The sequence below is a fragment of the Cupriavidus gilardii genome (assembly GCF_013314895.1).
Taxonomy (GTDB): Bacteria; Pseudomonadota; Gammaproteobacteria; order Burkholderiales; family Burkholderiaceae; genus Cupriavidus; species Cupriavidus gilardii_C.
The window spans coordinates 154,510-179,872 of sequence record NZ_JABTYE010000007.1 but is presented as its reverse complement, the minus strand read 5'-3'; the positions used below and the strand labels follow the sequence as shown (position 1 = coordinate 179,872).

The 25,363-nt window shown below is 66.3% G+C and carries 20 protein-coding genes; 9 read left to right on the top strand and 11 right to left on the bottom strand.

Going from position 1 to position 25,363, the window contains the following annotated elements; all coding sequences use genetic code 11:
* Positions 1–23: 23 nt before the first annotated feature.
* Positions 24–854 (bottom strand): alpha/beta fold hydrolase, encoded by an 831-nt coding sequence (locus HTY53_RS09515; RefSeq protein WP_174106237.1) that lies wholly within the window; start codon positions 852–854, stop codon positions 24–26.
* A gap of 17 nt (positions 855–871) precedes the next feature.
* Positions 872–1,624, bottom strand: a complete 753-nt coding sequence (locus HTY53_RS09510) for a maleate cis-trans isomerase family protein (RefSeq protein ID WP_438820940.1) — start codon at positions 1,622–1,624, stop codon at positions 872–874.
* 335 nt (positions 1,625–1,959) lie between these two features.
* Between HTY53_RS09510 and HTY53_RS09505 the strand changes: the two genes are divergently transcribed.
* From HTY53_RS09505 to HTY53_RS09490, 4 genes are all read left to right on the top strand, one after another.
* On the top strand, positions 1,960–3,144 hold the full coding sequence (locus tag HTY53_RS09505; protein ID WP_174106236.1) for an FAD-dependent monooxygenase: 1,185 nt from the start codon (positions 1,960–1,962) through the stop codon (positions 3,142–3,144).
* 116 nt (positions 3,145–3,260) lie between these two features.
* The gene (locus HTY53_RS09500; protein WP_174106235.1) at positions 3,261–3,770 is read left to right on the top strand and encodes a (2Fe-2S)-binding protein; all 510 of its coding nucleotides are present in this window, start codon (positions 3,261–3,263) and stop codon (positions 3,768–3,770) included.
* The gene (locus HTY53_RS09495; RefSeq protein ID WP_174106234.1) at positions 3,767–6,814 is read left to right on the top strand and encodes a c-type cytochrome; all 3,048 of its coding nucleotides are present in this window, start codon (positions 3,767–3,769) and stop codon (positions 6,812–6,814) included. Before HTY53_RS09500 ends, HTY53_RS09495 begins: the two co-directional genes overlap by 4 nt.
* A 173-nt stretch (positions 6,815–6,987) precedes the next feature.
* The gene (locus HTY53_RS09490; protein ID WP_174106233.1) at positions 6,988–8,298 is read left to right on the top strand and encodes an MFS transporter; all 1,311 of its coding nucleotides are present in this window, start codon (positions 6,988–6,990) and stop codon (positions 8,296–8,298) included.
* A 50-nt stretch (positions 8,299–8,348) separates the two neighbouring features.
* Here HTY53_RS09490 and HTY53_RS09485 read toward each other — a convergent pair whose 3' ends face one another.
* The 3 genes from HTY53_RS09485 to HTY53_RS09475 all read right to left on the bottom strand — a co-directional run bounded on the left by HTY53_RS09485 (position 8,349) and on the right by HTY53_RS09475 (position 12,210).
* The gene (locus HTY53_RS09485; protein WP_254599883.1) at positions 8,349–9,014 is read right to left on the bottom strand and encodes a hypothetical protein; all 666 of its coding nucleotides are present in this window, start codon (positions 9,012–9,014) and stop codon (positions 8,349–8,351) included.
* Positions 8,983–11,115 (bottom strand): BCCT family transporter, encoded by a 2,133-nt coding sequence (locus tag HTY53_RS09480; RefSeq protein WP_438820939.1) that lies wholly within the window; start codon positions 11,113–11,115, stop codon positions 8,983–8,985. The genes HTY53_RS09485 and HTY53_RS09480 overlap by 32 nt, the downstream gene beginning before the upstream one ends.
* A 177-nt stretch (positions 11,116–11,292) precedes the next feature.
* Positions 11,293–12,210: a LysR family transcriptional regulator gene (locus tag HTY53_RS09475; RefSeq protein WP_174106232.1), complete on the bottom strand. Its 918-nt coding sequence runs from the start codon at positions 12,208–12,210 to the stop codon at positions 11,293–11,295.
* Positions 12,211–12,338: 128 nt separating this feature from the next.
* Here HTY53_RS09475 and HTY53_RS09470 point away from each other — a divergent pair, with 128 nt between their 5' ends.
* Positions 12,339–13,127 (top strand): alpha/beta fold hydrolase, encoded by a 789-nt coding sequence (locus tag HTY53_RS09470; protein WP_174106231.1) that lies wholly within the window; start codon positions 12,339–12,341, stop codon positions 13,125–13,127.
* Between the two features lie 214 nt (positions 13,128–13,341).
* Here HTY53_RS09470 and HTY53_RS09465 read toward each other — a convergent pair whose 3' ends face one another.
* Together HTY53_RS09465 and HTY53_RS09460 are read right to left on the bottom strand one after the other, a co-directional pair.
* On the bottom strand, positions 13,342–14,610 hold the full coding sequence (locus HTY53_RS09465; RefSeq protein WP_174106230.1) for an AAA family ATPase: 1,269 nt from the start codon (positions 14,608–14,610) through the stop codon (positions 13,342–13,344).
* Between the two features lie 247 nt (positions 14,611–14,857).
* Complete coding sequence (locus HTY53_RS09460; protein ID WP_254599882.1) at positions 14,858–17,092, bottom strand: TonB-dependent siderophore receptor; 2,235 nt, start codon at positions 17,090–17,092, stop codon at positions 14,858–14,860.
* A 276-nt stretch (positions 17,093–17,368) separates the two neighbouring features.
* Between HTY53_RS09460 and HTY53_RS09455 the strand changes: the two genes are divergently transcribed.
* Entirely contained in the window at positions 17,369–18,064 is a 696-nt protein-coding gene (locus HTY53_RS09455; RefSeq protein ID WP_174106229.1) for a phosphoribosyltransferase, read from the top strand.
* Positions 18,065–18,081: 17 nt separating this feature from the next.
* Here HTY53_RS09455 and HTY53_RS09450 read toward each other — a convergent pair whose 3' ends face one another.
* The 4 genes from HTY53_RS09450 to HTY53_RS09435 are packed head-to-tail and all read right to left on the bottom strand — an operon-like array spanning position 18,082 to position 21,890.
* Complete coding sequence (locus HTY53_RS09450) at positions 18,082–18,618, bottom strand: 3-isopropylmalate dehydratase (protein WP_254599881.1); 537 nt, start codon at positions 18,616–18,618, stop codon at positions 18,082–18,084.
* Positions 18,619–18,632: 14 nt separating this feature from the next.
* On the bottom strand, positions 18,633–19,937 hold the full coding sequence (locus HTY53_RS09445) for a 3-isopropylmalate dehydratase large subunit (RefSeq protein WP_174106227.1): 1,305 nt from the start codon (positions 19,935–19,937) through the stop codon (positions 18,633–18,635).
* On the bottom strand, positions 19,934–21,055 hold the full coding sequence (locus HTY53_RS09440; protein ID WP_174106226.1) for a tripartite tricarboxylate transporter substrate binding protein: 1,122 nt from the start codon (positions 21,053–21,055) through the stop codon (positions 19,934–19,936). Before HTY53_RS09440 ends, HTY53_RS09445 begins: the two co-directional genes overlap by 4 nt.
* A gap of 52 nt (positions 21,056–21,107) precedes the next feature.
* Complete coding sequence (locus HTY53_RS09435; RefSeq protein WP_174106225.1) at positions 21,108–21,890, bottom strand: GntR family transcriptional regulator; 783 nt, start codon at positions 21,888–21,890, stop codon at positions 21,108–21,110.
* Positions 21,891–22,621: 731 nt separating this feature from the next.
* Between HTY53_RS09435 and HTY53_RS09430 the strand changes: the two genes are divergently transcribed.
* From HTY53_RS09430 to HTY53_RS09420, 3 genes are all read left to right on the top strand, one after another.
* Positions 22,622–24,013, top strand: coding sequence for a hypothetical protein (locus HTY53_RS09430; RefSeq protein WP_174106224.1), 1,392 nt, complete (start codon positions 22,622–22,624; stop codon positions 24,011–24,013).
* Positions 24,014–24,178: 165 nt separating this feature from the next.
* Entirely contained in the window at positions 24,179–24,670 is a 492-nt protein-coding gene (locus HTY53_RS09425; protein ID WP_174106223.1) for a hypothetical protein, read from the top strand.
* Entirely contained in the window at positions 24,667–25,359 is a 693-nt protein-coding gene (locus tag HTY53_RS09420) for a C39 family peptidase (protein ID WP_174106222.1), read from the top strand. Before HTY53_RS09425 ends, HTY53_RS09420 begins: the two co-directional genes overlap by 4 nt.
* Positions 25,360–25,363 lie beyond the last annotated feature (4 nt).

Below are 25,363 nucleotides of genomic sequence, written 5' to 3'. Positions count from 1 at the left end.
ATCGGTGAATGTTGGCGGGGCGCTCATGCCTGCAGCGGCGCGCCGAGGAAATCGCCGAAGGCACGATAGAAGCCGTCTTCGTCGTCCCACGGAATCATGTGGCCGGCATCGGGTACATGCGCGACCTGCAGCTGCGGCATCAATCCACGGATCTCCTCGATGTCCTCCGGCCGGATCACGTCGCCGCGGCCGGCCACCATCAGCAGCGCCGGCACGGCGACATGCGGCATGTCCGCATGCACGTCGTCCTGATGGAAACCGTCGAAGCTGGCCACCACGGCGCGCTCGTCGCAGGTGTGCAGCCATTCGGCGCGCAGTCGTAGCTGCGCCTCCGTCCAGGTGGGGCAGAAGGCCCGCATGCCTTCGACATCGATGCCGCGGCGTGCCAGCCGGATCGAATCGACATACCACGGCAGCTGCGAGGGATAGGGCCGGCGGCCGGGGCCGGACACCGGCGGATCGATCATCGCCAGCCGCACCAGACCAGGGGGCCTGGCTCGTGCCGCGCGCAGGCCGATGCGACCGCCCATCGAATGGCCGACCACGCTGTAGCGTTTCAGGCCGAGGGCGTCGGCGAAGGCGATCACGTCGGCCGCCTGCGCATCGAGGCTGTAGTCCAGCGCGTCGCCTGCCGCGGACAGTCCGCGGCCGCGTACATCGAGCACATAGGTATCGAACTGGCGCCCGAAGCGGTCGCCGACGAAGCCCCAGGTAATGGCCGGGCTGGTGATGCCCGGCACGATGATGACCGGGTCGCGCGCATCGCGGCCTTCGCCTGGGCCGCCATAGCGCAGATAGTGTTGGCGGATGCCGTTGGCGAAGACGTTGCCGCCGTAGAGAAAGGATGTCGTCATGGCTGTCCCCGCGCGGCTCAGTACGCGCCTGACAGCAGCGTGCCGCCGCCCGGCACGACAGGTTCGAGGTCCAGCGCCTTCAGCATCGCGTAGGTCGTCGCGATCGCGGCGGTAATGACCGGCTTGCCGGTCATCGCCTCGACCTTTGCCACCACCGGCAGCGAAGGCATCTGCACGCAGGCAGACAGCACGACGGCATCGACATCGCGCGTATTCATCTGCGCGACGATGGCCGGAAGACGATTCGGATCGTGGCGGCCGACCTCGAGGTTGTCGGGAATCTCCAGTGCGCGCCAGTCGACCACCTCGTAGCCCTCGTGCCGGATGTAGTCGACTACCAGCTCGGTCAGCGGTTTCATATAGGGCGCCACCAGCGCAATGCGCTTCGCGCCGATCACCTTCAGCGCGTTGACCAGCGCGCCGGCGCTGGTCACCACGGGCGCGGTGCCGTCGTTCTCGGCGGTGCGCGACTGCAGGCGCTCTTCCGACACGCGGTGATAGCCGCGCCCCATCGACATGATCGCGACCAGGCAGGCATAGCCGAGCACGTCGACCCGCGCATCGCTGAGCTCGACCGCGCAGCGGTCCGACTCGGCATCCATTGCCGCGAGCTCCTCCTTCTTGACGGTCTTCATCCGCATCCGGCTCGAATGAAAGGTGAAGCGTTCCGGCCTGACCAGCTGGCGTGCCGCCAGCATCGCGGGGATCTCGGTTTCCATGGTGGTGTTGGAGCTCGGCACGATCTGGCCGATCCGGAAGACTTTCTGCACTGTCGACTCCGTTTGTCAGTAGAGGGGCGCGTCACGGCAAGCCATCTGCCTTTGCCGGGTCATTGTAGTGTACACACTGTATTACTACAACCTTCTCGCCGACCGTGCCCAATGCACCATTTTAGTAAGTGCTAACCGAATGGAAAACTTGCATGGTGCAGCATTTCACGGCTTTGGCGCATTGCAATGCACGCTTCACTTTCATACCTAGGGATTACACCAAGTCCCACCATTCCAGCTTTACGCACAAAAATATGGCGTGTACACTCAATTTCAATCGCTGGCCTCTGCCGCCGCGAACCGTGTTTGATGGAAGTGATGGCCAGGAGAAAAACGTGCAAGGCAAACCTCGGATCGCCGTGATCGGTGCAGGACTGGGAGGAACGGCCGCGGCCGCGCTGCTGCAGCGTGAAGGTTTCAACGTCAGGCTGTATGAACAGGCCCAGGCGTTCTCGCGACTTGGCGCCGGCATCCATGTCGGACCCAACGTGATGAAGATCATGCGCAGGATCGGCATCGAGGACGGACTCAATGCGATGGGCTGCCATCCGGACTACTGGTACAGCCGCGACTGGAAAACCGGCGAGGTGATCGCGCAGATCCCGCTCGGCGACTACGCGGTGTCCCATTACGGCGCCACCTACCTGACCGTGCACCGCGGCGACTTCCATGCGCTGCTGACGGATGCGGTCGCCCCCGGCACGCTGCTGTTCGACAAGAAGCTGACGCAGGTCGAAGATCTGGGCGATGTGGTGCGGCTGAGCTTTGCCGACGGCACCGTCGAGGAGGCCGATATCGTGATCGGCGCCGATGGCGTCAATTCGAAGATCCGCGAAACGCTGCTGGGTGCAGAGCCGCCCAGGTACACCGGCTATATCGCGCACCGGGCGGTGTTTCCGATCTCGCGCGTCAAGGGCTTCACGCACGATCGCTGTACCAAGTGGTGGTCCGACGATCGCCACATGATGGTCTACTTCGATACCAGCAAGCTCGACGAGATCTACTACGTGACGGGCGTGCCCGAGCCCACGTGGGACATGAGCAAGAGCTGGCAGCCGAGCAGCATCGAGGAGATGCGCGCGGCGTTCGACGGCTGGCACCAGGGCGTGCAGTCGCTGATCGAAGGCACGGTCGAGGTCACCAAGTGGCCGCTGCTGGAGCGCGATCCGCTGCCGCTGTGGAGCCGCGGCCGAATGGTGCTGCTGGGCGATGCCTGCCATCCGATGAAGCCGCATATGGCCCAGGGCGCGGCGATGGCGATCGAGGACGCGGCGATGCTGACGCGCTGCTTCGCAGAGGCCGGGCTTGACGACTTCGGCACGACCTTTGCGTTGTACGAAGCCAACCGCGCCGAGCGCGCCAGCAAGGTGCAACGGGTCTCCCACGAGAACACCTGGCTGCGCACCAACGAGAATCCCGACTGGTGCTTCGGCTACGATGTGTTCGAGGTACCGCTGGTCGAGCCCGCCCGCGCGGCAGCCGGCCCGGCCACCGCGGCCACCGCGGCCGCCGCGGCCTGAGCGAACGCCTTGCGCGGGTTCTCCGGCCCGCCGGCGCGGTCCCGGCCGGCGGTGCCCATCGTGAATCCCGGAGGCGCGGCAACATCGCATTGCCGTCCCCAAGCCAAGCCAGCCCCATGAGCGTGCCTCGTCCCCCCAGCCAGCTCTCGCTGAACGTCAATCGCACCGAACGATCGGTCTGCGTCGACCCCGCGACGCCGCTGCTCTATATCCTGCGCAACGACTTCGAATGCAATGGGCCGAAGTATGGCTGCGGGCTGGGCCAGTGCGGCGCCTGCACGGTGCTGATCGACGGCGTCGCGGCGCGTTCGTGTGTGGTGCCGGTGCGGGCCGCGGTCGGGCATGCGGTGACCACGCTGGAAGGATTGGGGCAGGGCGAGCAACCGGACCCGGTGCAGCAGGCTTTTATCGATGAACAGGCGGCCCAGTGCGGCTACTGCCTGAACGGCATGATCATGACCGCCAGGGCCTTCCTGTCGACGCACCCCGATCCGACCGACGAGCAGATCCGCGAAGCCCTGCGCTTCAATCTGTGCCGCTGCGGCACGCATGTCGAGATCGTCCGCGCGGTCAAGCGTGCCGCGATGTTGCTGCAGCAGGCGCCTTATCAGGTGGAACAGCGATGAACGATCTGGCCAGGGTGCCGGACCGCGGCGAACTCACCGAAGCGGCACGCGCGGCGACGCCGGTCTGCCCGCCGCCCGCACGCGGGCAATGGCTGTTCGGCGAGGTCGTGCGCCCGCACGATCCCCACGGCGCCACGCTGCGCCGCTTCGATGGGGACGCGGCTCGCGCAGTAGCCGATGTGGTCGCGGTGGTATCGCGCGGCAATTTTCTGGCAGTGGTCGCACGATCGCCCGCGCAGGCAGCCGCCGGTGCGGCGGCGTTGCGGCCGGTATGGGCGAAGGTTGGCGGTCGGGCCGACCTGCGCGTTCCGCGCCAGCGTCGCATACTGGCCTCGCGTGGCGATCCGGCATCGGCGCTCGCCAGCGCTGCCTTGCGGCTCGAACGGGACTATCGCTGGCCGCTGGCTGGCATGGCCCCGCCTGCGGCCACCGCGATCGCGGACTGGCGCGAAGGCGAGCTGCGGGTCTGGCTTCCGGACAGCCGCCCCGGTGCGCTGCGCGCAGAACTGGCGAAGCTGCTCGAGATTTCGGAGGCTGCGGTCACGCTGATCCATTGGCACGACGGCGGGCACGACGGCGGGCACGACGGCGCCGATATGGCCGGAGGGCCCGCGCAGGCGAGCGTGTCCCACCATGCCGCCGCCGATGCCGCGCTGCTGGCGCAGGCGGTGGGCGCACCGGTGCTGGTTCGCTTCGATGCCGCGCACTTCGACGACGCAGCTGGCTGGATGACGACGCATATTGCCAGCGCGACGTCGACCGGCGAGCCCGACAGCGATGCCGTCGCCGTCTCCGCCTATCAGGTCACGGCCACGGCGATGCCGGTCCATGTCCGGCCGCTCGCATCGATCCAGACCGGTACGCCGTCCGCCGTGTCGGATGTCGGCACGGACGAAGCTCTCGGGCTGGTGCCGCCATATCGGTTCGACCATCTCGAAGTCGCGTCGACCGACACGGTGCACACGTCCGCCGCTCCCATCGCCGTCACTCCATTGGCAGAGGCCGTCGCGCACGTCTTCGCGCGCGAATCGCATCTGGACGAGGCGGCCGCCATGGCCGGCGTCGACCCGGTAGCCCTGCGCCTGCGTCATCTGCAGGACGAGCGGGGCGCGACACTGGTTCGTCAGGTAGCGCAGCAGGCCGGATGGCAGACCCCTGCCCAGCGCGCGGCCGCTCGCGAACCATCGGCGGGCGTTCGCCGCGGGCGCGGCTTCGCCTATGCCAGCGTGCTGGAGGCCGATGGCGACAAGCCGGCGCACAGCTGGGCGGCGTGGGTTGCCGACGTCGAGGTCGATGCATTCAGCGGCGAAGTCAGCGTGACACGGGTCACGGTGGGCCATGACCGCGCCGCTTCGGCGGCATCGCCCTCGTCCTTCGCATCGCGGGACGCCGCGCCGGCGTTGGAACGGGCGCTGGAGCACGATGTTGCTCAAGCGACGCGGCGATTGACGACCGGCACGCCCTCGTTCCACAACGGGTCCATCGAGTCCGCAGACCCGTCCGCTGTGCCCGCGACGCTTGCTACGTTCGCGCCGGAGGTTCGCGTCGTTGGCGGTCTGACGACGACCGCGGGACTGCGCGGCAGTGCCGCTGCCACCTTGCCCGCCGCCGCCGCAATTGCCAATGCAATCTTCGACGCGACCGGCGTGCGTCTGCGCGAACCGCCGTTCAGCGGCGAACGCATACGGCTCGCGCTCGCCGGAGACCGCGCCGGTGCGGAGCCGTCAAGGCGCAAACGCAATTGGCTGCTCGCGGCCGGCGCCGCGATTGCGGGACTGTGCGCGACCGTGATGCCATGGCGCTCCGCCATCGCTCCGGTTGCTCCGCCGGAGCCGGGCTTTTATTCGGCCGCCACCATCGAACGCGGCCGGCTGGTTGCCGCTGCCGGCGACTGCGCCGTCTGCCACACTGCGCCCAACGGCGCGAAGAATGCCGGCGGGCTGCCGCTCGAGACGCCGTTCGGCACCATCTACAGCACCAATATCACGCCCGATGCCGACACCGGCATCGGCAACTGGTCGTACGCCGCCTTCGAACGCGCGATGCGCGAGGGTATCCATCGCGACGGACGCCGCCTGTACCCCGCCTTCCCCTATACCGCTTTCGCCAGGATCAGCGAGGGCGATATGCGGGCGTTGTACGCCTATCTGATGTCCGCCGAGCCGGTGCGGGCGCCGGCGCCCAAAACCGAGCTGGCCTTCCCCTTCAATCTGCGGCCGCTGATGGCGGGCTGGAACCTGCTGTTCCATCGCAACGAGCCCTTCCAGCCCGACCCGTCGCGCTCCGTGCAATGGAATCGCGGCGCGTATCTGGCCGAAGGGCTGGGACACTGCAGCGCCTGCCATTCGCCCCGCAATGCCTTCGGCGCCGAAAAGGGCGGCCGCGCCTATCTGACCGGCGGACAAGCCGAGGGCTGGGAGGCGCCGGCATTGACTGCGTTGTCGCGCGCGCCGATTCCCTGGACCGAGGAAGACCTGTTCCAGTATTTGCGCACCGGCTATTCCGCGCGCCATGGCGCCGCAGCCGGCCCGATGGCGCCCGTCGTGGACGAGCTCGCGCAACTGCCGGAGAGCGACGTGCGGGCGATCGCGCACTACGTGGCCTCGTTCAATCCGTCCGTGCCCGATGCCGCCACGATCGAACAGCAGGCGCGCGAGCTGCAACAGCGCAGCGCGACACTGGCCCGCACGATGACCGGCACCGCGGACCGGCTCTATCAAAGCGCCTGCGCGGTCTGCCATCAATCGGATCAGGGCGTGCCGATGTTCGGCGTCAAGCCTTCCCTGGCGTTGAACACCAATCTGCATAGCGACAAGCCGGACAACGTGATTCAGGCCGTGCTGAAAGGCATCCCGGCGCCTTCGTCGAATGCGCTGGGCGACATGCCGGGCTTTGCCGACAGCTTCGACGACAGGCAAGTCGCGGAACTGGTGCACTACCTGCGCGCCCGCTTTGCGCCGGACAAGCCGGCGTGGCAGGGCGTCGACCAGGCGATCACACGAATACGTACCAGCGCGGCCACTGGCGCGCACCGCTCGCAATAAAAAGAAAGACGCCGCCCCCTGATCCCCAAGCGTTCACCGACGAATTCCCGATCACGATGTAGCACGCACTGCATCGGACCCAGTCACCCCGACTCCGTACCTTGCGTCATCGACGCCGAGGCGGGGACGGTGTTGGCGCCAGCACCCAAAGGTAGACCAAGCAAGGAGCGAAGATGTCGTATCAGTACCCGCAAGGAACGGCCGGCGCGCTGGCCCCAACGACGGAACCGGATGTCTACCGCAAGGTGACATGGCGCCTGATTCCGTTCTTCTGTCTGTGCTATCTGGCCGCGTATCTGGACCGCATCAACGTCGGTCTGGCCAAGCTGCAGATGCTCGACGACCTGAAGTTCAGCGAGACGGTCTATGGCCTGGGCGCCGGCCTGTTCTTCGTCGGCTATATCCTGTTCGAAGTGCCCAGCAATCTGGTGCTGCAGAAGGTCGGCGCCCGCCTCTGGATCGCCCGCATCATGGTCACCTGGGGGCTGCTGTCGGGCGCCACCATGTTCGTCACCACGCCCACGCAGTTCTATATCGTGCGGTTCCTGCTGGGCGCGGCGGAGGCGGGCTTTCTGCCGGGCGTGCTGCTGTATCTGACCTACTGGTATCCGACCCATCGCCGCAGCAAGATCATCGCGCTGTTCATGATCGGGCTGCCGCTGGCGAGCATGATCGGCAGCCCGATCTCCGGCTGGATCATGACGGCGTTCTCGGGCGTCTATGGCTATGCCGGCTGGCAATGGCTGTTCTTTCTCGAAGCGTTGCCCTCGGTGCTGCTCGGCGTGATGGTGTTCTTCTATCTGCCGAACGACATCGAATCGGCCAAGTGGCTCGATGCCGGCGAGAAACGCACGCTGCAGCGCAATCTGGAAGCCGACGTGCTGGTCGAGAACCATCATTCGCTGAAGGCGGCCTTCACCGACCGCCGCGTCTGGATGCTGGGCGTGATCGACATGTGCCTGCTGATGGGAACGTACTCGATCGGCTTCTGGATGCCGACCATCATCCGCGACTCGGGCGTCGCCAGCCCGCTGCATATCGGGCTGCTGACCGCGATTCCGCATGCGGTGGCGGTGGTGGCCATGCTGATCAACGGCGCGCACTCGGACCGAACGCGCGAACGCCGCTGGCATATCGTGGTGCCGGTGCTGTTCGGCGCGTTCGGGCTGATCGCCAGTACCTTCGTCACGGGCCACACCGGCGCCACGCTCGCTCTGCTGACGCTCGCCAACGTCGGCATCGTGGCAACGTTCCCGGTGTTCTGGTGCCTGCCTTCGACCTTCCTGAGCGGCACCGCCGCCGCGGCCGGGATTGCGCTGGCCTGCTCGATCGCCAATCTGGGCGGGTTTGCGGCGACATATCTGCTGGGGTGGATGAAGGATACGTTCAACAGCCCCAGCGCCGGATTGATTCTGTTCGCCGTTTGCCTGCTGGGAAGCTGCCTGCTGGTGCTGGCGATGCCGGCGAAGACGGTCAATCGATAGGAAGGCCGGGGTATCGCCGAGCCGGGGCCGCGCCTCGGCCGGCGATGCGCCTATTGATCCCGCCGAAGGTCTGCCAGCAGCGATTGGCGCTCGCTTCGCCGCCTGATCTGCTCGGTCTCGATGGTCGCGCCATGCAGTTGCACCTTGTCGCCCGACACCGCCAGCGCGAAGCGGCGCCGCGCACCGATTGGTAGGTCTTCGGAGCCATAGACGCCAACCACCGTGATCGTCACGGCTTCGATCGCCTCGCTCGCCTGCAGCCCCTCGGCACGGTCGCCGATTTCCCGAAGCGCGGGCGCGATCAGACGATCGAAGGCGCCGATGTCCCGAATCTGCGCGGGTTGAAGCGGACCCTGTCTGGTCCGTTGCAAGGCATGCGCGTCCCGTTCCGCGTCGTGGATCTCGGTCGCCGGCATGACCAGCGTTCGCTGCGGCGCTTCGACCTCGACGATGACGCTCTGCACATACACCGGCCCTGCGCTCATGTTGGTCACGAAGCAGCGCGCGGCGAGACCTTCGCCGGGGCCGCGCGTGATCAGCAGCGTGGCGCGAAGCTGTCGACGGTAACTGCTGACGAATACCTGCAAATAGATGACCCACACCAGCAGCGTGCCGACGCCCGTCAGGGCGGTGATCAACTGGCTGTGGTCGCTAATCCATTGCAAGACATGCTCCTCGAAGCCATCAGAGGCGGCCGTCGTCCACGGGGTCGGCATGCCCCGGAGCGCGATTGAGCAGAAGCGTGCGCCGGTTGGCGCTCAACGACAGGTAGCGCTCATATTGGCGCAGGATGTCGGCGATGATTTCCTCGCCGCGCAGGTACTGGATGTCGTACCCCTCCCGGCCATCCTCGAAGAAGGTGATGGGCTCGTACACATGCGATCGGCGCTCGCTCGACTCCGCCGCCTCTCGCATCAGGAACGCCGGCAGCGTGCGGCGCACCGGCCTGACGCCGTAGACGAAATCCCGCAGGCCATCGACCGGAATGGTCAGCCGCACGCCACCATCGCCCGCTTCTTCGAAATGCACGCTGGACTCGACGCCGCGGTGGCGCAGTTCCTTGCTGACTTCGTGCAATGCCGGCAGGACCGTCTCGCGCAGGAACTGGCGCACGTCCTTTTCGGTCGGTTCATGGACGATCTGCGCCAGCCGCTTGCGCCAGTGCTGACCGCTCCAGAAATTGGTCGCCGGCGCAAAGTCCCGAGAGTAGTGGGCGCGGTCGGCGACCAGGCCGCGCCATAGCCCGTAGCACAGCGCCAGCATGATCAACGCCACCGGCAATGCCGCGACCAGCGTCATGGCCTGCAGGGCCTTCAGGCCGCCGGCCACCATCAGCACCGCGGCGGTGGTGCCCAGTACCGCGGCCCAGAACAGCCGTTGCCAGGCCGGGGACCCGGGTGCGCCGCGGGAAGCGATGGTGTCGATGACGTAGGCGCCGGAGTCGGCGGAGGTGACGAAGAAGACCGTAATCAACACGATCGTCAGCCACGACAGCACCGTGGTCAACGGCAGGTAGTCGAAGAACCGGAACAGCAGCGCGTCGACGTTGGTCGCGGACTCCGCCAGCGCGCCCATTGCGGCATGGGTGTCGAGCCAGATCGCGCTGTTGCCGAATATCGTCATCCACAGCAGGTTGAACGCGGTCGGCACAAGCAGCACGCCAACGACGAACTCGCGAATGGTGCGGCCGCGCGAAATGCGCGCGATGAACATGCCGACGAACGGCGACCACGAAATCCACCACGCCCAATACAGGATCGTCCAGCCGCCGAACCAGCCCGGGTCTTGCGTGGGCGTGTACGAATAGGTGCGGAACGACAGATCGACGAGGTTGGTCAGGTAGTTTCCAATGTTGTCGCTCAGCGCCTCGAACAGAAATTGGGTAGGGCCGCTGATGGCGACGAAGGCGAGCAGCAGGAACGCCAGTATCAGATTCATTTCGCTGAGCCGGCGCACGCCCTTGTCCAGACCCGATGCCGCCGAAATGCCCGCGAGCGAGATCACCACCACGATCAGGCCCACGCGGAACGTCGACGAGGATGTCTCCCAGCCAGCCACCGTGCTGAGGCCCGCGCTCAGCTGCAGCACGCCATAGCCAAGCGTGGTGGCGATGCCGGCGATGGTGCCCACCAGGCCGAAGGTATCGACTGCGTGGCCCAGCACGCCATCGATCCGCCCGCGCAGGATCGGATACAGGCCGGACCGCAGCGTCAACGGCAGGTTGTAGCGAAAGCCGAAGTACGCCAGCACCAGGCCCATCACGCCATAAATCGCCCACGCATGAAAACCCCAATGGAAGAAGGTCATCAGCATCGCCTCGCGGGCCGCCGCCGTCGTTCCGCCTTCGGCCAACGGAGGCTTCAGGAAGTGCTGCATCGGCTCGCCGACCCCGAAGTACATCAGGCCGATGCCCATGCCGGCGGCGAACAGCATGGCCGTCCACGACACGAAGCTGAACTCCGGCTTGGCATCGTCGGGTCCCAGCTTGATGTCGCCGAAGCTGCTGGCCGCGATCAGTACCAGGAATACCAGGAACAAGGTGACCGACAGCGTGTAGAACCAGCTGAAATGTCCGGTGACCCACGACTGTGCCGATGAGAACACCGCGCTGGCGCGGTCGGGAAACAGCGCGCACAACGCAATCAAGGTGCCGATCAGCAGGATGGAGGGCACCATCACCTTGAAATCGAAGGTCGTGCGGAACCCTCGGGAAGGCGCCGGTGAAGTGCGTTCGTCCGCGGTGGCTGACGGATCGCCGGCAGAAGGGTTAGGTGCGGAACGCGGCGGCTCGGCGGTGTTATCGGGGTGGTTTGGCATGATCGAGAATCCTCATGTTGGCCGCCCGGCAAGGCCGAGCAAAATTGCCGGCCTTGTCCGATAGCGAACAAGGCGCGGCAATGCTGAGGCGCCATTATCCCACTCTGGTCGTCATACCGAGCCGCTGGACGGCCTGCACAGACCGCCGCACCCGCCGCACCCGATGCGCCGACCCGCTCAGCCGCCATGGCGAAGCGCCGCGCGAAAGCTCGGCGCCGCCTTGCCCAGATGCGCCCACAGACGGTTCGCGACAGGCCCATGCGGGCGATCGCGCCGGCGGGCGGCGACCAGTTCCTCGACACGGCCGGGAAGATAGCGCCCGGCGATCGACAGCAGTTTTCCTTCCGCCAGCTCCTGCTCGATGAGGAACCGGGGCAAGTGGCCCCAAGCCATTCCCTGCAGGATGATTTCCTTTTTCATCAACGGATCGGGCACCGTGCATTGCGGCGCGCCCGCAATGACGAAATGCTCGACAGCCAGTGGTTGTCGGGCGCTGTCGCGGATCACGCACTGCGTCAGCGGGCGCAATTGCTCGGGGCGGATCGCACGCGATACCGGAAACGGCAGAAAGCCGGGCGCGACCACCGGGACCAGCTCGATCTTGCACAGATCCACCCATTCGATCCGCGTATCGCTTTTATCGACGCGATGCACGATCAGATCGGCCTCACCTTCGAACAGCCGCTCCCACGGTCCGGTCACCGCTTCGACGTGCAGGTCCAGCCGCGTTGCGGCGTATTCCGCGAAGAACGGGCCCAGCAGCCGTAGCGTCTGCGACGGCGGACACAGGTCGCCGATCACCACGCGCAGTTCGCTTTCCTCTCCCATCGCCAATTGCTCGGCGTGAAGCTGCAACGCGTGCAACTCGCGCAGTAGCGACTGCGCGTGCCGATGAAAGGCACGGCCGGTTTCCGTCGGCGTGACCCGGTACCCGCTGCGATCGAGCAGCGCCAACCCGAGCTGCCGCTCCAGCCGCGCGACGGCCGCGAATACCGCCGGATGCGTTCGATGCAGAACCGCCGCAGCGGCCTGGAAACCTCCCTCGCGCACCACGGCATCGAAGCACTGCAGATCCTGCAGGGTGAATCGGGACATTGTCGTATTCCGTGACAGAGATATTGAGAACTTTGTAATTTTCGCAGATTCGATCCGCCGCTACGATGACTCCTGTGATGACCCCGGCGTCGACCTGCGCCGGGCCACTACTTTCCAGGAGAACCGAGATGCAAGCGTTTTCGACCTTCACGACCAGCGACGCCCAACGGATTGCCTACCGGCTCGAAGGTGTGGCTGGCCGCCCGGTGCTGATGCTGTCCAATTCGATCGCGACCGATTTGTCGATGTGGGACGGCGTGATGCCACACTTGCTGGAACGCTTCCGCGTGCTGCGCTACGACATGCGCGGCCACGGCGCCTCCGACGTGCCGGCCGGCGCCTACTCGCTGGATCGACTCGGGCTTGACGCGCTGGAACTGATGGATGCGCTCGAACTCGAACGCGTCCACTTCCTCGGGCTATCGCTCGGCGGCATGGTCGCGCAATGGCTCGGCGTTCACGCGCCCGAGCGAATCGACCACCTGGTGCTGGCGCATACGGCGGCTTACCTCGGCCCCGCCGCGGATTGGGAGCCGCGCATTCAAACGATCCTCGCCGCGACGCCTAGCGAGACCGCCGACGCGTTCCTCGGCAACTGGTTTCCCGCCGAGATGCGCGAGAGGAACGATCCGGCCATTCGGCCGTTCAGGGAGGTTCTGCTGAAGACGGACGCCCGCGGTATTGCCGGCGCGCTGGCAGCGGTTCGCGATATGGACATGCGTCGAACGCTCGCGCTGATCCCACGGCCGACATTGGTGCTTGGGGGCAAATTCGACACCGTTACGCGCGCCGAGCACAGCGAAGAGATCGCGGCCGCAATTCCGGGGGCGAAGCTGGTGTTGCTGCCGGCGGTGCATATGTCCAATGTGGAATTGCGCGAGGCGTTCCTGGCTGAGATCGGCGCGTTTTTGCCCTGAGATCCCGACCCGGAAGGCTCAGTTCAGCTTCGTCCGCCGTTCAACGATCAAGGCGCTGCCCTAAGCGTAGTCAGCCGTGTCACGAGTTCTCCCACGCCCGTGTACGGCTCCGGCGCCATTTCGGCCGTGAATCGCCGGCTCAGCTCCTCAGCCCGTCGCGTCGCGGCGTCAAGCTGGTCCCGTTGGCGAACCCTTGCCGAATGATCCCGCGCCATCAGTGACGTCGCCCGATATCGCCGCGCACGAACGGGATGCCGCCATATCGGCCGATCAGATATCCGCGCTCCAGCGCTTCATTCTTGCGAGGGCTGAATTCTGCGAGCGCGATCAGGTTCGAGGCTTGTTCGTTGTCCTTTTCGACAAGCCAGATCTGATCGCGTCGGAAGAGATCCGGAGCATCGAGCAGGGAGGTATCGTGGGTCGTGAAAATCAGCTGCGCGCCGCCGGTATTGATCTCGGGCCGGTGAAACATTCGGACCAATTCGCGAACCAGAAGCGTATGAAGGCTGGTGTCGAGTTCATCGATCACCAATGTCTGACCCTTCTCGAGAATGTCCAGGACGGGACCGGCGAGGAACAGCAGGTTGCGTGTCCCGCTTGACTCATCCATTAGATCGAACACGGCTGTGCCGCGGCCGGTGGTATGCGAGAACCGCAATTGCTGCTGTTCCACTTCCTCGTACCGCAACTCGGACTTGCCGGCGGCGACATCGAAATGCATCGTCTGCCCCGGCACCTTGCGCGTCACGACTTCGATGTCGGCAATGCTGATGTCGGCCGAAGTCAGGAAATCGCAAATCCGCTTGCGTCCTCCAGGCTGCTTGAGCATCTCGATCGAGACCTGCGGGTTGAGCAGCGCTTGCTCGTTGAAGAGGACCAGGCTGCTGGCAAACCAGTCGAATAGCGGCCGCAGCGCTTCGCTGTTGAGCTGCGCGGCCATCGACAGAAATAGCGCATTGGAGCGGGTGGCGTTTTCCCAAAGCGTCTTCGAGCCCTTCAGCCCGGTCCCGAACTCGTAGACGTCCTTGCCCGAGCTTGCGTCGTAATGCCGCTCGAACCAACGCTGCGGCTTGAAGGCTTTATAGACGAGCAGATGTTCCCTGACGATGCGTTGTTGCGTCATGGCAAATCCGTACTGGTGCCGCACGCCGGACAGGATGACGGTCACCTCGAACTCGCTCGGTTCCTCGGCAGAAGCAGTGTCGAGGCGGAATGGCTGGACGGCATATGTTTGCCCCGGCTGTACGACCGTGGCAGATTCCACGACCACGCCACGCATGTATTGCAGCGCCTTGATCAGATTGGATTTGCCGCTCGCGTTTGCGCCATAAACGACAGCGCTGCTCAGAAGCCGGGGAGCGGCTTTGAGCCCGGATTCGACCGTGTTGGTGTCGGCCAGAGAGGCGTCCTTCGACGCCACAAGGCTGAGGACCTGCTCGTCACGAAGGCTGCGGAAGTTCTTGACGCGGAACTCGACGAGCATGTCATTGACCCGGGTGGCGTTGGAATAAGCGGGAATTTTGCGTTTTTTGCGCAGGAAGTCAAGATATCCGTGCCGCTTAACCTCGAATAGAGTTCGGTAGTGTCGTGTCGGAGACGGGTACTGAAGAGCGTTACAGTGCCTTGGCGAGCACTCGAATAGATGGGCTTAAAAAAAAAAGCGCCGCCCAAAGGCGGCGCAATCAGGCTTCGTCCATTAGCCCAAGTGTCGATCATCATTCCGACCCGGATCAGAACCGGTAGGTAACACTCCCCACCACCGTCCGGCGCGAGCCGAAATAGCAGTCGCCGCGGGACAGGCAGGTGGTCAGATATTCCTTGTCGAACAGGTTGTTCACGTTCAGTGCCACGCGAACGGGGCCGTGGTCGTAGGCCAGCACGGCGTCGACCAGCGTGGCGCCGCTGACCTTGTTGCGGTCGGTGCCGTCGTAACTGGAACTGAAATACCGCACGCCCGCGCCGGCCGAAAAGCCCGGCTTGTCGAACAGGTTGAACTTGTAGGTGCCCCACAGCGACGCCATATGCTTCGGAATGCTGGCGATGCGCTTGTCGACTTCGGCGGGGTTGCCGGCGAGGATGCGGGTGTCGAGGTAGGTGTAGTTGGCGAGCAGGTCGACACGGTTGTTCAGCGACGCCAGCGCTTCGACCTCGAAACCGCGGGTGCGGGCCTCACCGATCTGCACGGTGTCCGCCACGCCGTTGACGATGCCGGAGGCACGACGGTTCTTCTCGCGCATATCGAACACCGCCATCGTCACCATCGCATTCTTGCCGGGCGGCTGGTATTTGATACCGGCTTCCCATTGCTTGCCGCGCAGCGGCTTCAGTGGGCCAGCGCGGTTGTTGCCGGGTACGCCCTGGAAGGATTCCGAATAGCTGATGTACGGATTCAGGCCAATGTCCGAGCGATACATCAGCCCGGCGCGCTTGGTCAGTTCGTTGTCATCGCGCGAGCCGGCCGGCGTGTTCACCTGCGAGGCGCGCGACCAGTCGTAGCGCAGGCCGACCATCAGCAGCCATTTGTTCCACGACATCTGGTCCTGCATGTAGATGCCGGTCTGGATCTGCTTGGTGGGATTGACGTGGGCCAGCGTCGGTGCGACGTAATTGCCGTAGACCGGATTGACGATGTCGATCGGCGCGGCGCTGCCGGTACCGTTGATGCCTCGGCGCCCGTCGATATCGGCGTGCTGATAGTCCAGGCCCGTCAGCAAGGTATGGCGCACGCTGCCGGTGTTGAAGTTCGCTTGGGCCTGGGTGTCGACGAGGAAGGTTCGGAGCCGCGGGTTGTCCCAATAGACGGTGCGGTTCAGCAGCCTGTCGCTGCCGGGAACCCAGCCACCGTTGGGCCCATTGAATCGCGCATAAATGCTGCGGTAATCCACCGTGCTGTACGAATACCGCAGGTTCTGCCGAAACGTGAATACCTCGTTGGCCTTGTGCTCGAACTGGTAGCCGATCGCCGCCTGTTCCGCCTTGAAGCGGTCGAAGCCCGGCTCGCTGACGAACAGGCTGTCGCGAATCTTCAGGCCGCCCGGGTTCGGGTAAAGCATCCCGCTCCAGGGGAAGAAGCCCGCAGTGGTATTGCTGTCATCGCGCTGGAAATTGGCCAGCAGCGTAAACGACGTATCGTTGTTCGGCCGATACGTCAGCGACGGCGCAATCAGATAGCGATTGTCCTGGGCGAAGTCGACATGCGTGTCGCTGTCGCGCGCCAGCGCAACCAGTCGATACAGCCATTTGCCATCCGCATCGAGCGGGCCGGTCAGGTCGGCCTGCACCTGCTTGCGGTTGTTATTGCCGAACTGCACGCCGATTTCGCGGGCGGCTTCGGCCTGCGGCCGCTTGCTGACCAGGTTCAGGATGCCGCCGACCGCGCCCTGGCCGAACAGCATCGAGGACGGACCGCGCAGCACGTCGATCCGCTCCAGCGCGTACACATCGGGGCGGACATTGTTGTAGAAGCCGACCGCGTTCAGCAGCCCATCCTGGTATTGCGTGAAATCGGTGCCGCGGAATCGTCCCCAGTCGCCGCGATTGTCGTTGCCGTAGAGGCCCGCGTGGACGCCCGCGGTATAGCCGATCGCCTGCTGCACGGACTGAGCGCCTTGCGCCTCGATGCGGTCGCGGGTGATCACGGTGATCGACTGTGGCGTCTCCATGACCGGGGTATCGGTCTTGGTGGCGGTGGCGCTGCGCTTGGCGACGAAGCCGAACACCGGGCTGGTCGCCGTTTCGTTGTCGCTGGTGGCGCGCACGGTGACCGCGGGCAATTCGCCGGCCGCCGTGGCGGTTGCGGTGGCAGAAGCGGGGGAGGCGGGAGCGGCAGCCGGTGCGGACGCATCGCCCGGGGCGGACTGCTGGGCCCAGACCATGCCGGCGGCTTGCAAGCCCAGGGCGAGAGTCGTCAGGCGAAGGGCATGGCCGCGGTGGCGGCCGCGGCGAAGAGATGCACGCTGTGGCATGGTCGGTTCCGTCTATATTTTTTTCAGAACGCCCGCGGAATGCCGCCGCGGTGCGGCGGCGCGGATCGTGACGTCGATCCGTGCGGGTCGGAGGCTCAGGTCGCGAACGATAAATGCGAATCGTTCTTGTTAACCTTCGCATTGTAACGGTATGTGTCGAGCCGGACATAAAAGGGTGACCGCGTCACGGGGTTAATCGCCGGGCGTGCACGTCGCGAAGCCTTGTCGCGGCATGACAGCGCCCCGGGGAGCACCAAACAGGACAGGAGGGCCGCGATGCCGCTGCCGCCGTTTTTCGCCGATCGCCGGGAAGCCGGCGTCCATCTGGCGCGTCGCCTCAGTGAACTCGGCTATGCAAGGCGCGAGGGCGCCGAGCCGCCGCTGGTGCTGGCGCTGCCGCGCGGCGGCGTGCCCGTCGCGTTCGAGGTTGCCCGCGCGTTGGGCGCCATGCTCGACGTCCTGCTGGTGCGCAAGATTGGCGCGCCCGGCTATCCCGAACTGGCGCTTGGGGCGGTGGTGGAGGGCGATGCCACCGGCTCGCCGCCGCATACCGTGGCCAACGACGATGCATGGACGCGCCGCGCGGTCGACAGCGGCGCCTTCGAACTGGAGCGCGGCCGGCAATTGGGAGAGATCGCCCGGCGCCAGCAGCGCTATCGCGGCGGCGCGCCGGTGGCGGCGATGCGTGAGCGGGTCGTGATCATGGTCGACGATGGCGTGGCGACGGGTGCGACGATGCGCGCGGCGCTGGAAAGTGCGCGCCATGCCGGGGCGGCTCGGGTCATTGCGGCGGTGCCGGTCGCTTCGGTCGAAGGGCTCGCGTCGCTGCGGGATGCGGCCGACGAATGCGTTTCGCTGTGGGTGCCGGAGGGCTTCGGCGCGGTGGGCGCGTACTACGCCGATTTCGAGCAGACCACCGACGAGGAGGTGATGGCGCTGCTGCGGGAGGCCCGCAACGCCTCGGGCGGTTGAGTGCGGCTGAGCGCGGTTCAGTGGGGGGGGCAGGCCTGTTGCTGCGCCAGCCGCCCCTTCAGATGCGGAATCAGCCCGCCGGCGCGCAGCATGTCGAGCAGAAACGCCGGGATCGGCTCGCACGGTACGTGGGTGCCATCGGCGAGCACGATGGCGGCGTCGTCCAGTTCCAGCGTTGCCCGCTCGCCATCGATCAGTCGGCTGGTGTCCGCGCAGACCAGCGCCGGCAGACCGAGATTCAAGGCGTTGCGATAGAACAGACCGGCGAACGATGGCGCGATCACCGCCGCCACACCGAGATGGCGCAACGCCTGCGGGGCCTGCTCGCGCGACGAGCCGACGCCGAAATGCCTTCCGCCGACGACGAGGTCGCCCGGCCGTACGGTCGAAGGGAACTCCGGACGCAGACCGGCCAGGCAGTGGCGCGCGATCTGTTCGATGCCGCCTTTCATCTGCGTGGCGGGGGCCATCGCATCGGTATCGACGTTGTCGCCGAAGCGCCAGATGCGGCCAGCGGCCGGCTGTTCGGATGCGGTATTGCCAAGCGTATCCATGCGGATTCCGGTCATCACAACAGCGTGCGCGGGTCGGTGATGCGGCCGGTCACCGCCGATGCCGCCACGGTCATCGGCGAGGCCAGCCAGACGGCGCTGCCGGCATCGCCCATGCGCCCCGCGAAATTGCGCGCGGTCGAGGCAATCGCCCGCGTACCTGCGGCGAACCGCGTAGGCCCGTAGCCGGCGCAGGCATTGCACGCATTGGGCAGCAATTGCGCGCCGGCATCCAGCAGCGCCGCCAGCGTGCCTTCGCGCTCGGCCTGCTGCTGGTCGCGCAGCGAGGCCGGTGCGACCTGCAGCGCGACGCCCGGCGCGACCTTGCGCCCACGCAGCATCCGCGCGGCCATGCGCAGGTCTTCGAGCTTGGCGCCGGTACAGGCGCCGAGATAGGCGATATCGATCGCTTCGCCCTCGGTCTCGGTCACCGGCACGCCGTTTGCCGGCGAGTGGGGCGCGGCCACCTGCGGCTCGAGTGCGGCGGCGTCGAAGCGATGCACCTCCAGCACCGGCGCGTCGGCATCGCTGCGCCAGTGCTGAAGATCGATCTGCGCCAGCGTGGCGGCGGGCACGCCGGCCTGTTCCAGCCAGTGCAGCGTGGCGGCATCGGGCGCCACCAGGCCGGTCTGCGCGCCCAGCTCCGCGCTCATATTGGTCAGCGTCATCCGCTCGTGCATCGACAGCGCGCTTACCGCCGTGCCGGCATATTCGATCGCCTCGTAGCGGCCACCGCCCAGCCCGAGCCGGGCGCACAGGAACAGCATGATGTCCTTGGCGCAGACGCCATCGGCAAGCGCGCCATCCCATTCGATGCGGAGGGTCTGCGGTACGCGCAGCCAGATCTCGCCGGTGGCCAGCACGCCCGCCATCTCGGTGGCGCCGATGCCGAACATATAGGCGCCGAACGCTCCGCCGGTAGGGCTGTGGCTGTCGCCGCCGACGATGAACTGGCCCGGCAGCACGTAGCCGCGCTCGGGCAGTACCACGTGGCAAATGCCTTCGTTGTCGATCAGATGCGGCAGGCGCTGCTCGCGTACCCAGTCGCGCGTGAAGCGGACGATCGCCTCGGCCTCGGCATCTGCGGCCGGCACGAAGTGATCGGTCACGACGACGAAGCGCTCGGGGTCCCATACCTTGGCGCCCAGTTCCCGCAGCAGCGGTGCGACGCGGCGCGGTCCGCTGGAATCGTGCGACATCGCCAGATCGACCTTGCAGGTCACCACGGTGCCGGGCGTCACGTTGCCCAGGCCCGCGGCGCGGGCAACCAGCTTCTGCGCGAGGGTTTGCGCCGGCGCGGTCGCGGCGCGGGCAGGGTTCATTCCACCTTGGCTCCCGAATACCGGACCACGGTGGCCCAGCGCTTGATGTCCTGCTTGACGAAGGCGCTGAAGGCCTCGGGCGTACTGGCCACCGGTTGGGCGCCATCGCTTTCGAGGCGCCTGGCCACCGATGGCGTTTCGAGGCCGCGGCGCGCCGCCTGATACAGCGTGCGCGTGACCTCGGGCGGCAGTCCCGCTGGACCGAACAGCCCGAACCAGGCATTGGACTCGAAGCCCTTGACGGTCTGCGCGATCGGCGGCACACCGGGCAGCTGTGGTAGCGGCGCAGGGCTGGTGACGCCGAGCGCCTTGAGCTTGCCGGTCTTGATATGCGGCAACACGTTCAGGGTGCTGGCAAACATCAGCTCGACGCGGCCCGACAGCAGATCCGTGACGGCCGGCGCCGTGCCCTTGTACGGAATATTGACGATGTAGGTGCCGGTCATCATCTTGAACATGTCGCCGGCCAGATGCACCGACGAACCGACCGCGCCGATGCCGAAGTTCAGCTTGCCGGGCCGGGACTTGGCCAGCTGGATCAACTCGGCGACATTGTTCGCCGGCAGCGACGGATGGGCCACCAGAACGCTCGGCACGCTGGCCACCAGCGTGATCGGGGTGAAATCGGCCACCGGATCGAAGGGCAACTGCTTGTACAGCGTCGCGTTGATCGTATGGCTGGTGAAACTCATCAGCAGCGTGCTGCCGTCCGGCGCGCTCTGCGCCACCAGCTCGGCGGCGATATTGCCGCCGGCGCCCGGGCGGTTCTCGACCACGACCGACTGGTCCAGCAGCTTGCCCATCTCATTGGCGATGGTGCGGGCCAGCGTATCGGTGGTGCCGCCGGCCGGCGCGCCGACCAGGATGCGGATGGTCTTGCCGCCGGCGATCTGGCCAAGCTGGGTGGCCGTGCCGGTTTGCGTGCCATTTCCCCCGGTTGCGCCGGTGGCGCCCAACGCGTTGGACGGGACCAGCAGCGACAGCATTGGCGTCAGGGATGACACCAGCGACGACAGCAGCGTGGCCGCGCCGAGCCCAAGCGCGGCGCGGCGGGCCTTGACGTGGCCAGCGGTGTGAGCCGATGGCGGCAGGGAACGGCTAACTCGGTGCAGCGGCATGACGCGAGTCTCCTTGTCTGATCGTCAAAGCGCGCAGCATGGCGCGCCTGCGTCAGTCGCGCAAGCTGGTCCGGGTCCCGTTGTCGACCCAGACGTTGGCGCTGTCGCCGCCCGCCGGCGAGAGTTCCATCCGGTATTCGTAGCGGTCGGGACGGTACTGTCCCAGCAGCAACTGAATCGGCCGGCCGGACTTGTCCTGCACCACCCGCCGCGTGGCCAGCAGCGCCGCGCCGACCGGCACGTCGAGCAGCGGGGCCACCACCACGTCGGCCAGCCGGGCCGACAGCACCTGCGTGGCGCGACCGAGCTTCAGGCCGCCGCGGTTCTCGAGCAGCCGCAGGATCGGCGTGGTCTCCAGATCCTTGCGGGTCAGATGGCGGCCCAGATCGGCAGGCACATAGACGGTGATATGGGACAGCGGCTCGCCGTGGTAATGGCGCACCCGCACCACCTTGGTGACCGGGTCGCCGGGCTGCAGGCACAGCGATTCGGCGACGTCGGGGGCGGCCTGTACCTCGTCGATCGAGATCACGTTGACCGAAGTCTTCTGGCCCATGTCGAGCAGGTTGTCCAGCAGGCTGACGGTCTGCGGCGCGTTCGCTGCCGGCGCGATCGGATGCGGATTGACGAAGGTGCCCAGACCGCGATGGCGGCGCACCAGTCCTTCCTGAACCAGGCGATCGAACACCCGCCGCATGGTCACGCGCGATGCATGAAATTGCTTGGCCAGGTCGATCTCGCCCGGCAGAGGCCCCTGGCCAAAACGGCCTTCCACAATCTGTTGGCGCAGCACCACGTAAATCTGGTGATACAGGGGAACGACGGCTTCACTCATGGTTTCCCTTGCGAGTCGACGACAGGTCGGCAATAAGTTTAATGTACTTTAAATCAGACATGGAACATAGTAACAATGCACTGCGTCCGGCCGTGTGAATTCGCACATTGGTTTGGCAAGCGTGGGCCGGGCCTTGTCGGAGCAACGTCGGCGCAATGTCGACGCGATTCCGATCCATTTCGGCGGACGTTTTCTTGCCTGGGTTTTCGTGCTCGGAGGCGGCGCATCAAGCGCCCCGCAGCGATGGCCGCCTATGATCGGCGATGCGGTCCATCCGAAACATCCCCCCAATGCAGGACGTGCTTAAAAAAACACCGCTCGCACCCTGCCGAATTGCGCGTTTCAATTCTGTAACGCCTGGACTGCCACTCCCGTTTTATCGGCGTCACTACTTAACTATCCGGCGATAAACATATTTTTTTCTGCTGGCCGGGATCACGGCGCCGCGATGCTTTCCGTGCGCTGTCACACCAATGTGACATGTCTGTTCCGGTTCACAGTATTCGCACACCCAGTGTCGCACCGAAAGCGGGATTTTGCACCGCAACAGGGCTATTTTGGCCTTGTTTTACAAGGGGAAGAGGCGCCTTCATGGCGCGCTGGCACTGAATATGCGCAGGGCGCTTCGGTTTGGCCAATGCCGGACCATGACCCGGCTACCGCTTCGTTTTCCGTCTGACGAAGGCTGTGCCCGGGCTGAGTCGCAGAGAACATCCTCCTGGGAGCTATGTATGAAAAAGACCTTACTCGCGTCCGCCGTCGCCCTGGCTTTCGGGGTGACAGGGCACGCCTTGGCACAGACCGCAACCGACGATGCCGTGGCGGTGAATGTCAATGTCACCGACAACGACACCACCACCACGACCAAAACCAATTCGGAGAACCGCGGACGCGCATGGGCCGAGGGCCTGGGCACGACTGCGGCAAACAACGGCTCCACCTCGACCGCCAACTTCTCCAATGCCTTCAACACGAGCCGCGCGGTCGCCACGACGCGCCTGAACGGCACGGTCAGCGGCCTGACGGTCAGCCATATCGGCAACGTCGCCCGTCAGCTGGGTAATGCCAGCGGCGGCGCCGGCGGTCGCGGTGGCGCGGGCACCGGCGGCAATGCCATGGGCGGTACCGGCGGCAATGGCGGCAACAGCGGCAATGGCGGCGCCGGCGGTAACGGCGGTGCCGGCGGCCTGGCAACGATCGGCGATGCGACCGCGGGCGATGCCAATAACGGCAGCGCGACCGCGGGCCGTGGCGGCTACGGCGGTAACGCCAACGGCACTGCCGGCCGTGGTGCCAACGGTGTCGGCACCGGTGGCGGTGCATTGGCGGCCAGCGTTGGCGTGGGAGCGCGCGGCGCCAATGGCACCGGTGCCGGCGGCAATGGCACCGGCGGCAGCCTGGCCGGCGGCGGCGATGGCGGCGGAGCTGGTGCGGCATCGGGCGGCTCGCTCGGCGCGAGCGCCGGCCTGGGCGGCAGCAGCAGCTCGAGCGGCGGCGGCGCACGCGGTCCTGGCGCTGACACCACGGCGACCACCGCTGGTGCGGGCGGCGCCGGTACTGGCGGCGCGGTAACCACGGCGGGCGGCACGTCCGGCGCCTCGGGCGGTGCCGGCGGCGCAGGCACCACCGGCGCGGTGGCGGCCACTGGCGGCACGGGTACCGGCACCGGCGGTGCGGGCGGCGCGGGCACGGGCGGCGCGGCGACCGCCTCGGGTGGTGCCGGCACGGGCACCGGCGGTGCGGGCGGCGCGCAGACCAGCGTCGCGGGTAACGGCGGTACCGGCGGCAATGCCACCAACGGCGGCGCCACCACCACGGCCAGCAATGGCAATGCGGCGGCCGGCGCTGGCGCAGTCGGCGCGGCTGGCGCGGCCAGCGGTGCCGGCGGTGCCGGTGGCGCGGGAGCGGGCGGTACCGGTGGCGTCGGCAACGGCGCAACCGGCGGCGCCGGCGGTGCTGGTGGCGTGGCGCTGGCCGATGCGGGCACGTTCAACATGTCCAACGCGATGAGCAGCGTCGGGCAGTCGGCGGCCGGCATCATGATCGCCAATCAGAACAGCGGCCTCGGCTCGCTGGTGCAACAAGCCGTCACGGTCCAGGCCAACCTGGCTGTAGGCAGGTAAGACGCTGCGCGGGCGCGCATGCCGGCGCGAGGATGGCGCGCCGGCATCGCGCCTTGCTCGGTGTTGCTCTGCAGGAGTGGGCGTCCCGGCCTCGCGTCGGGACGCCCGTTCGACGGAACGTCCGGTCGTCCGCCACGCGGAGACGGGACATGAGGAGGCACCATCATGCGAGCGGTCCGCACCGCTGTCGGCGCTTTGACGACAGCAATCCTGCTCTGGCCCGGCCTGCACGCCGCGGCAGAGCCGTCCGCCGCGCCTGAAGCGGCAAGCCCGACGGCCGCGATGCCGACCGGCGTCGCCACGCCGGAGGCCGACAACAAGGACACCACCGTCGCCGCGATACCGCAGGCCACGGTCGAGGCTTCGGCCCACACGCCACCGCAAGCGCGGGCCGGCACCGTGCTGGCCGGTTTCGGCAAGGCGGTCGGCACCGACACGCTGGCCGATATCCGCGGCGGCGCCGAAGTGGTGGTCAACGACATGCGCCTGGCCGGCGTGGTGGCGGACAACACCGCCAATCGCGTCATCACGGGGAGCAACGCCATTTCGGAGGGGGCGTTTGCCAATGCAAGCGGCCTGCCCACGGTGATACAGAACACCGGCGCCAATACGCTGATCCAGAACGCGACGATTCTGAACGTGCGATTCGGACCATGAAGCTCCCACGCCTGGCCGCGCTGGCGGCGCTCGCCTGCGCGTCGGCGACGGTGCCGGCGCATGCCGCCGACACGGTCGTGATTCCACCGGCGGGCAGCGAGTACAAGGTCCGGACGGTGAGCCTGAAGGAAGCACGCTTCAAGACCACCATCCGGCAGCAGTACGACTTCAGCTGCGGCTCGGCCGCAGTGGCGACCCTGCTTACCTATCAGTACGGCCATCCGGTCACGGAAGCCGAAGTGTTCCAGCAGATGTACCTGACCGGCGATCGCGCCAAGATCCAGCGCGAAGGTTTCTCGCTGCTGGACATGAAGCGCTTCCTCGAGTCGCGCGGCTTCATCGCCGACGGCTTCGAACTGCCGCTGTCCAAGCTCGAGGAAACCCAGGTTCCGGCGATCGTGCTGGTGGTCGAGAACGGCTACCACCATTTCGTCGTGGTCAAGGGCGTACGCGGCAACCGGGTGTTGGTCGGCGATCCCGCGCTCGGTACGCGAGCGTTGTCTCGCGAACACTTCGAACGGATCTGGGACAGTAGTCTTCTGTTCGTGATCCACAACCGCACCGATCTCGCGCGCTTCAACCAGGCTTCGGACTGGCGCGTCGCACCCAGTGGGCCGTACTGGATGGGGGTCAATCGGGACAGCCTGTTCTTTACCGTCATGCCAAAGCATGGCGCTGGAGACTTCTAAGGAC

Excerpts from the sequence above, each read along its gene's own strand:
- HTY53_RS09515 (WP_174106237.1), bottom strand. The coding sequence starts at position 854 with ATGACGACATCCTTTCTCTACGGCGGCAACGTCTTCGCCAACGGCATC.
- HTY53_RS09500 (WP_174106235.1), top strand. The coding sequence starts at position 3,261 with ATGAGCGTGCCTCGTCCCCCCAGCCAGCTCTCGCTGAACGTCAATCGC.
- HTY53_RS09495 (WP_174106234.1), top strand. The coding sequence starts at position 3,767 with ATGAACGATCTGGCCAGGGTGCCGGACCGCGGCGAACTCACCGAAGCG.
- HTY53_RS09490 (WP_174106233.1), top strand. The coding sequence starts at position 6,988 with ATGTCGTATCAGTACCCGCAAGGAACGGCCGGCGCGCTGGCCCCAACG.
- HTY53_RS09485 (WP_254599883.1), bottom strand. The coding sequence starts at position 9,014 with ATGCCGACCCCGTGGACGACGGCCGCCTCTGATGGCTTCGAGGAGCAT.
- HTY53_RS09480 (WP_438820939.1), bottom strand. The coding sequence starts at position 11,115 with ATGCCAAACCACCCCGATAACACCGCCGAGCCGCCGCGTTCCGCACCT.
- HTY53_RS09475 (WP_174106232.1), bottom strand. The coding sequence starts at position 12,210 with ATGTCCCGATTCACCCTGCAGGATCTGCAGTGCTTCGATGCCGTGGTG.
- HTY53_RS09470 (WP_174106231.1), top strand. The coding sequence starts at position 12,339 with ATGCAAGCGTTTTCGACCTTCACGACCAGCGACGCCCAACGGATTGCC.
- HTY53_RS09465 (WP_174106230.1), bottom strand. The coding sequence starts at position 14,610 with ATGCTCGTCGAGTTCCGCGTCAAGAACTTCCGCAGCCTTCGTGACGAG.
- HTY53_RS09460 (WP_254599882.1), bottom strand. The coding sequence starts at position 17,092 with ATGCCACAGCGTGCATCTCTTCGCCGCGGCCGCCACCGCGGCCATGCC.
- HTY53_RS09455 (WP_174106229.1), top strand. The coding sequence starts at position 17,369 with ATGCCGCTGCCGCCGTTTTTCGCCGATCGCCGGGAAGCCGGCGTCCAT.
- HTY53_RS09450 (WP_254599881.1), bottom strand. The coding sequence starts at position 18,618 with ATGGATACGCTTGGCAATACCGCATCCGAACAGCCGGCCGCTGGCCGC.
- HTY53_RS09445 (WP_174106227.1), bottom strand. The coding sequence starts at position 19,937 with ATGAACCCTGCCCGCGCCGCGACCGCGCCGGCGCAAACCCTCGCGCAG.
- HTY53_RS09440 (WP_174106226.1), bottom strand. The coding sequence starts at position 21,055 with ATGCCGCTGCACCGAGTTAGCCGTTCCCTGCCGCCATCGGCTCACACC.
- HTY53_RS09435 (WP_174106225.1), bottom strand. The coding sequence starts at position 21,890 with ATGAGTGAAGCCGTCGTTCCCCTGTATCACCAGATTTACGTGGTGCTG.
- HTY53_RS09430 (WP_174106224.1), top strand. The coding sequence starts at position 22,622 with ATGAAAAAGACCTTACTCGCGTCCGCCGTCGCCCTGGCTTTCGGGGTG.
- HTY53_RS09425 (WP_174106223.1), top strand. The coding sequence starts at position 24,179 with ATGCGAGCGGTCCGCACCGCTGTCGGCGCTTTGACGACAGCAATCCTG.
- HTY53_RS09420 (WP_174106222.1), top strand. The coding sequence starts at position 24,667 with ATGAAGCTCCCACGCCTGGCCGCGCTGGCGGCGCTCGCCTGCGCGTCG.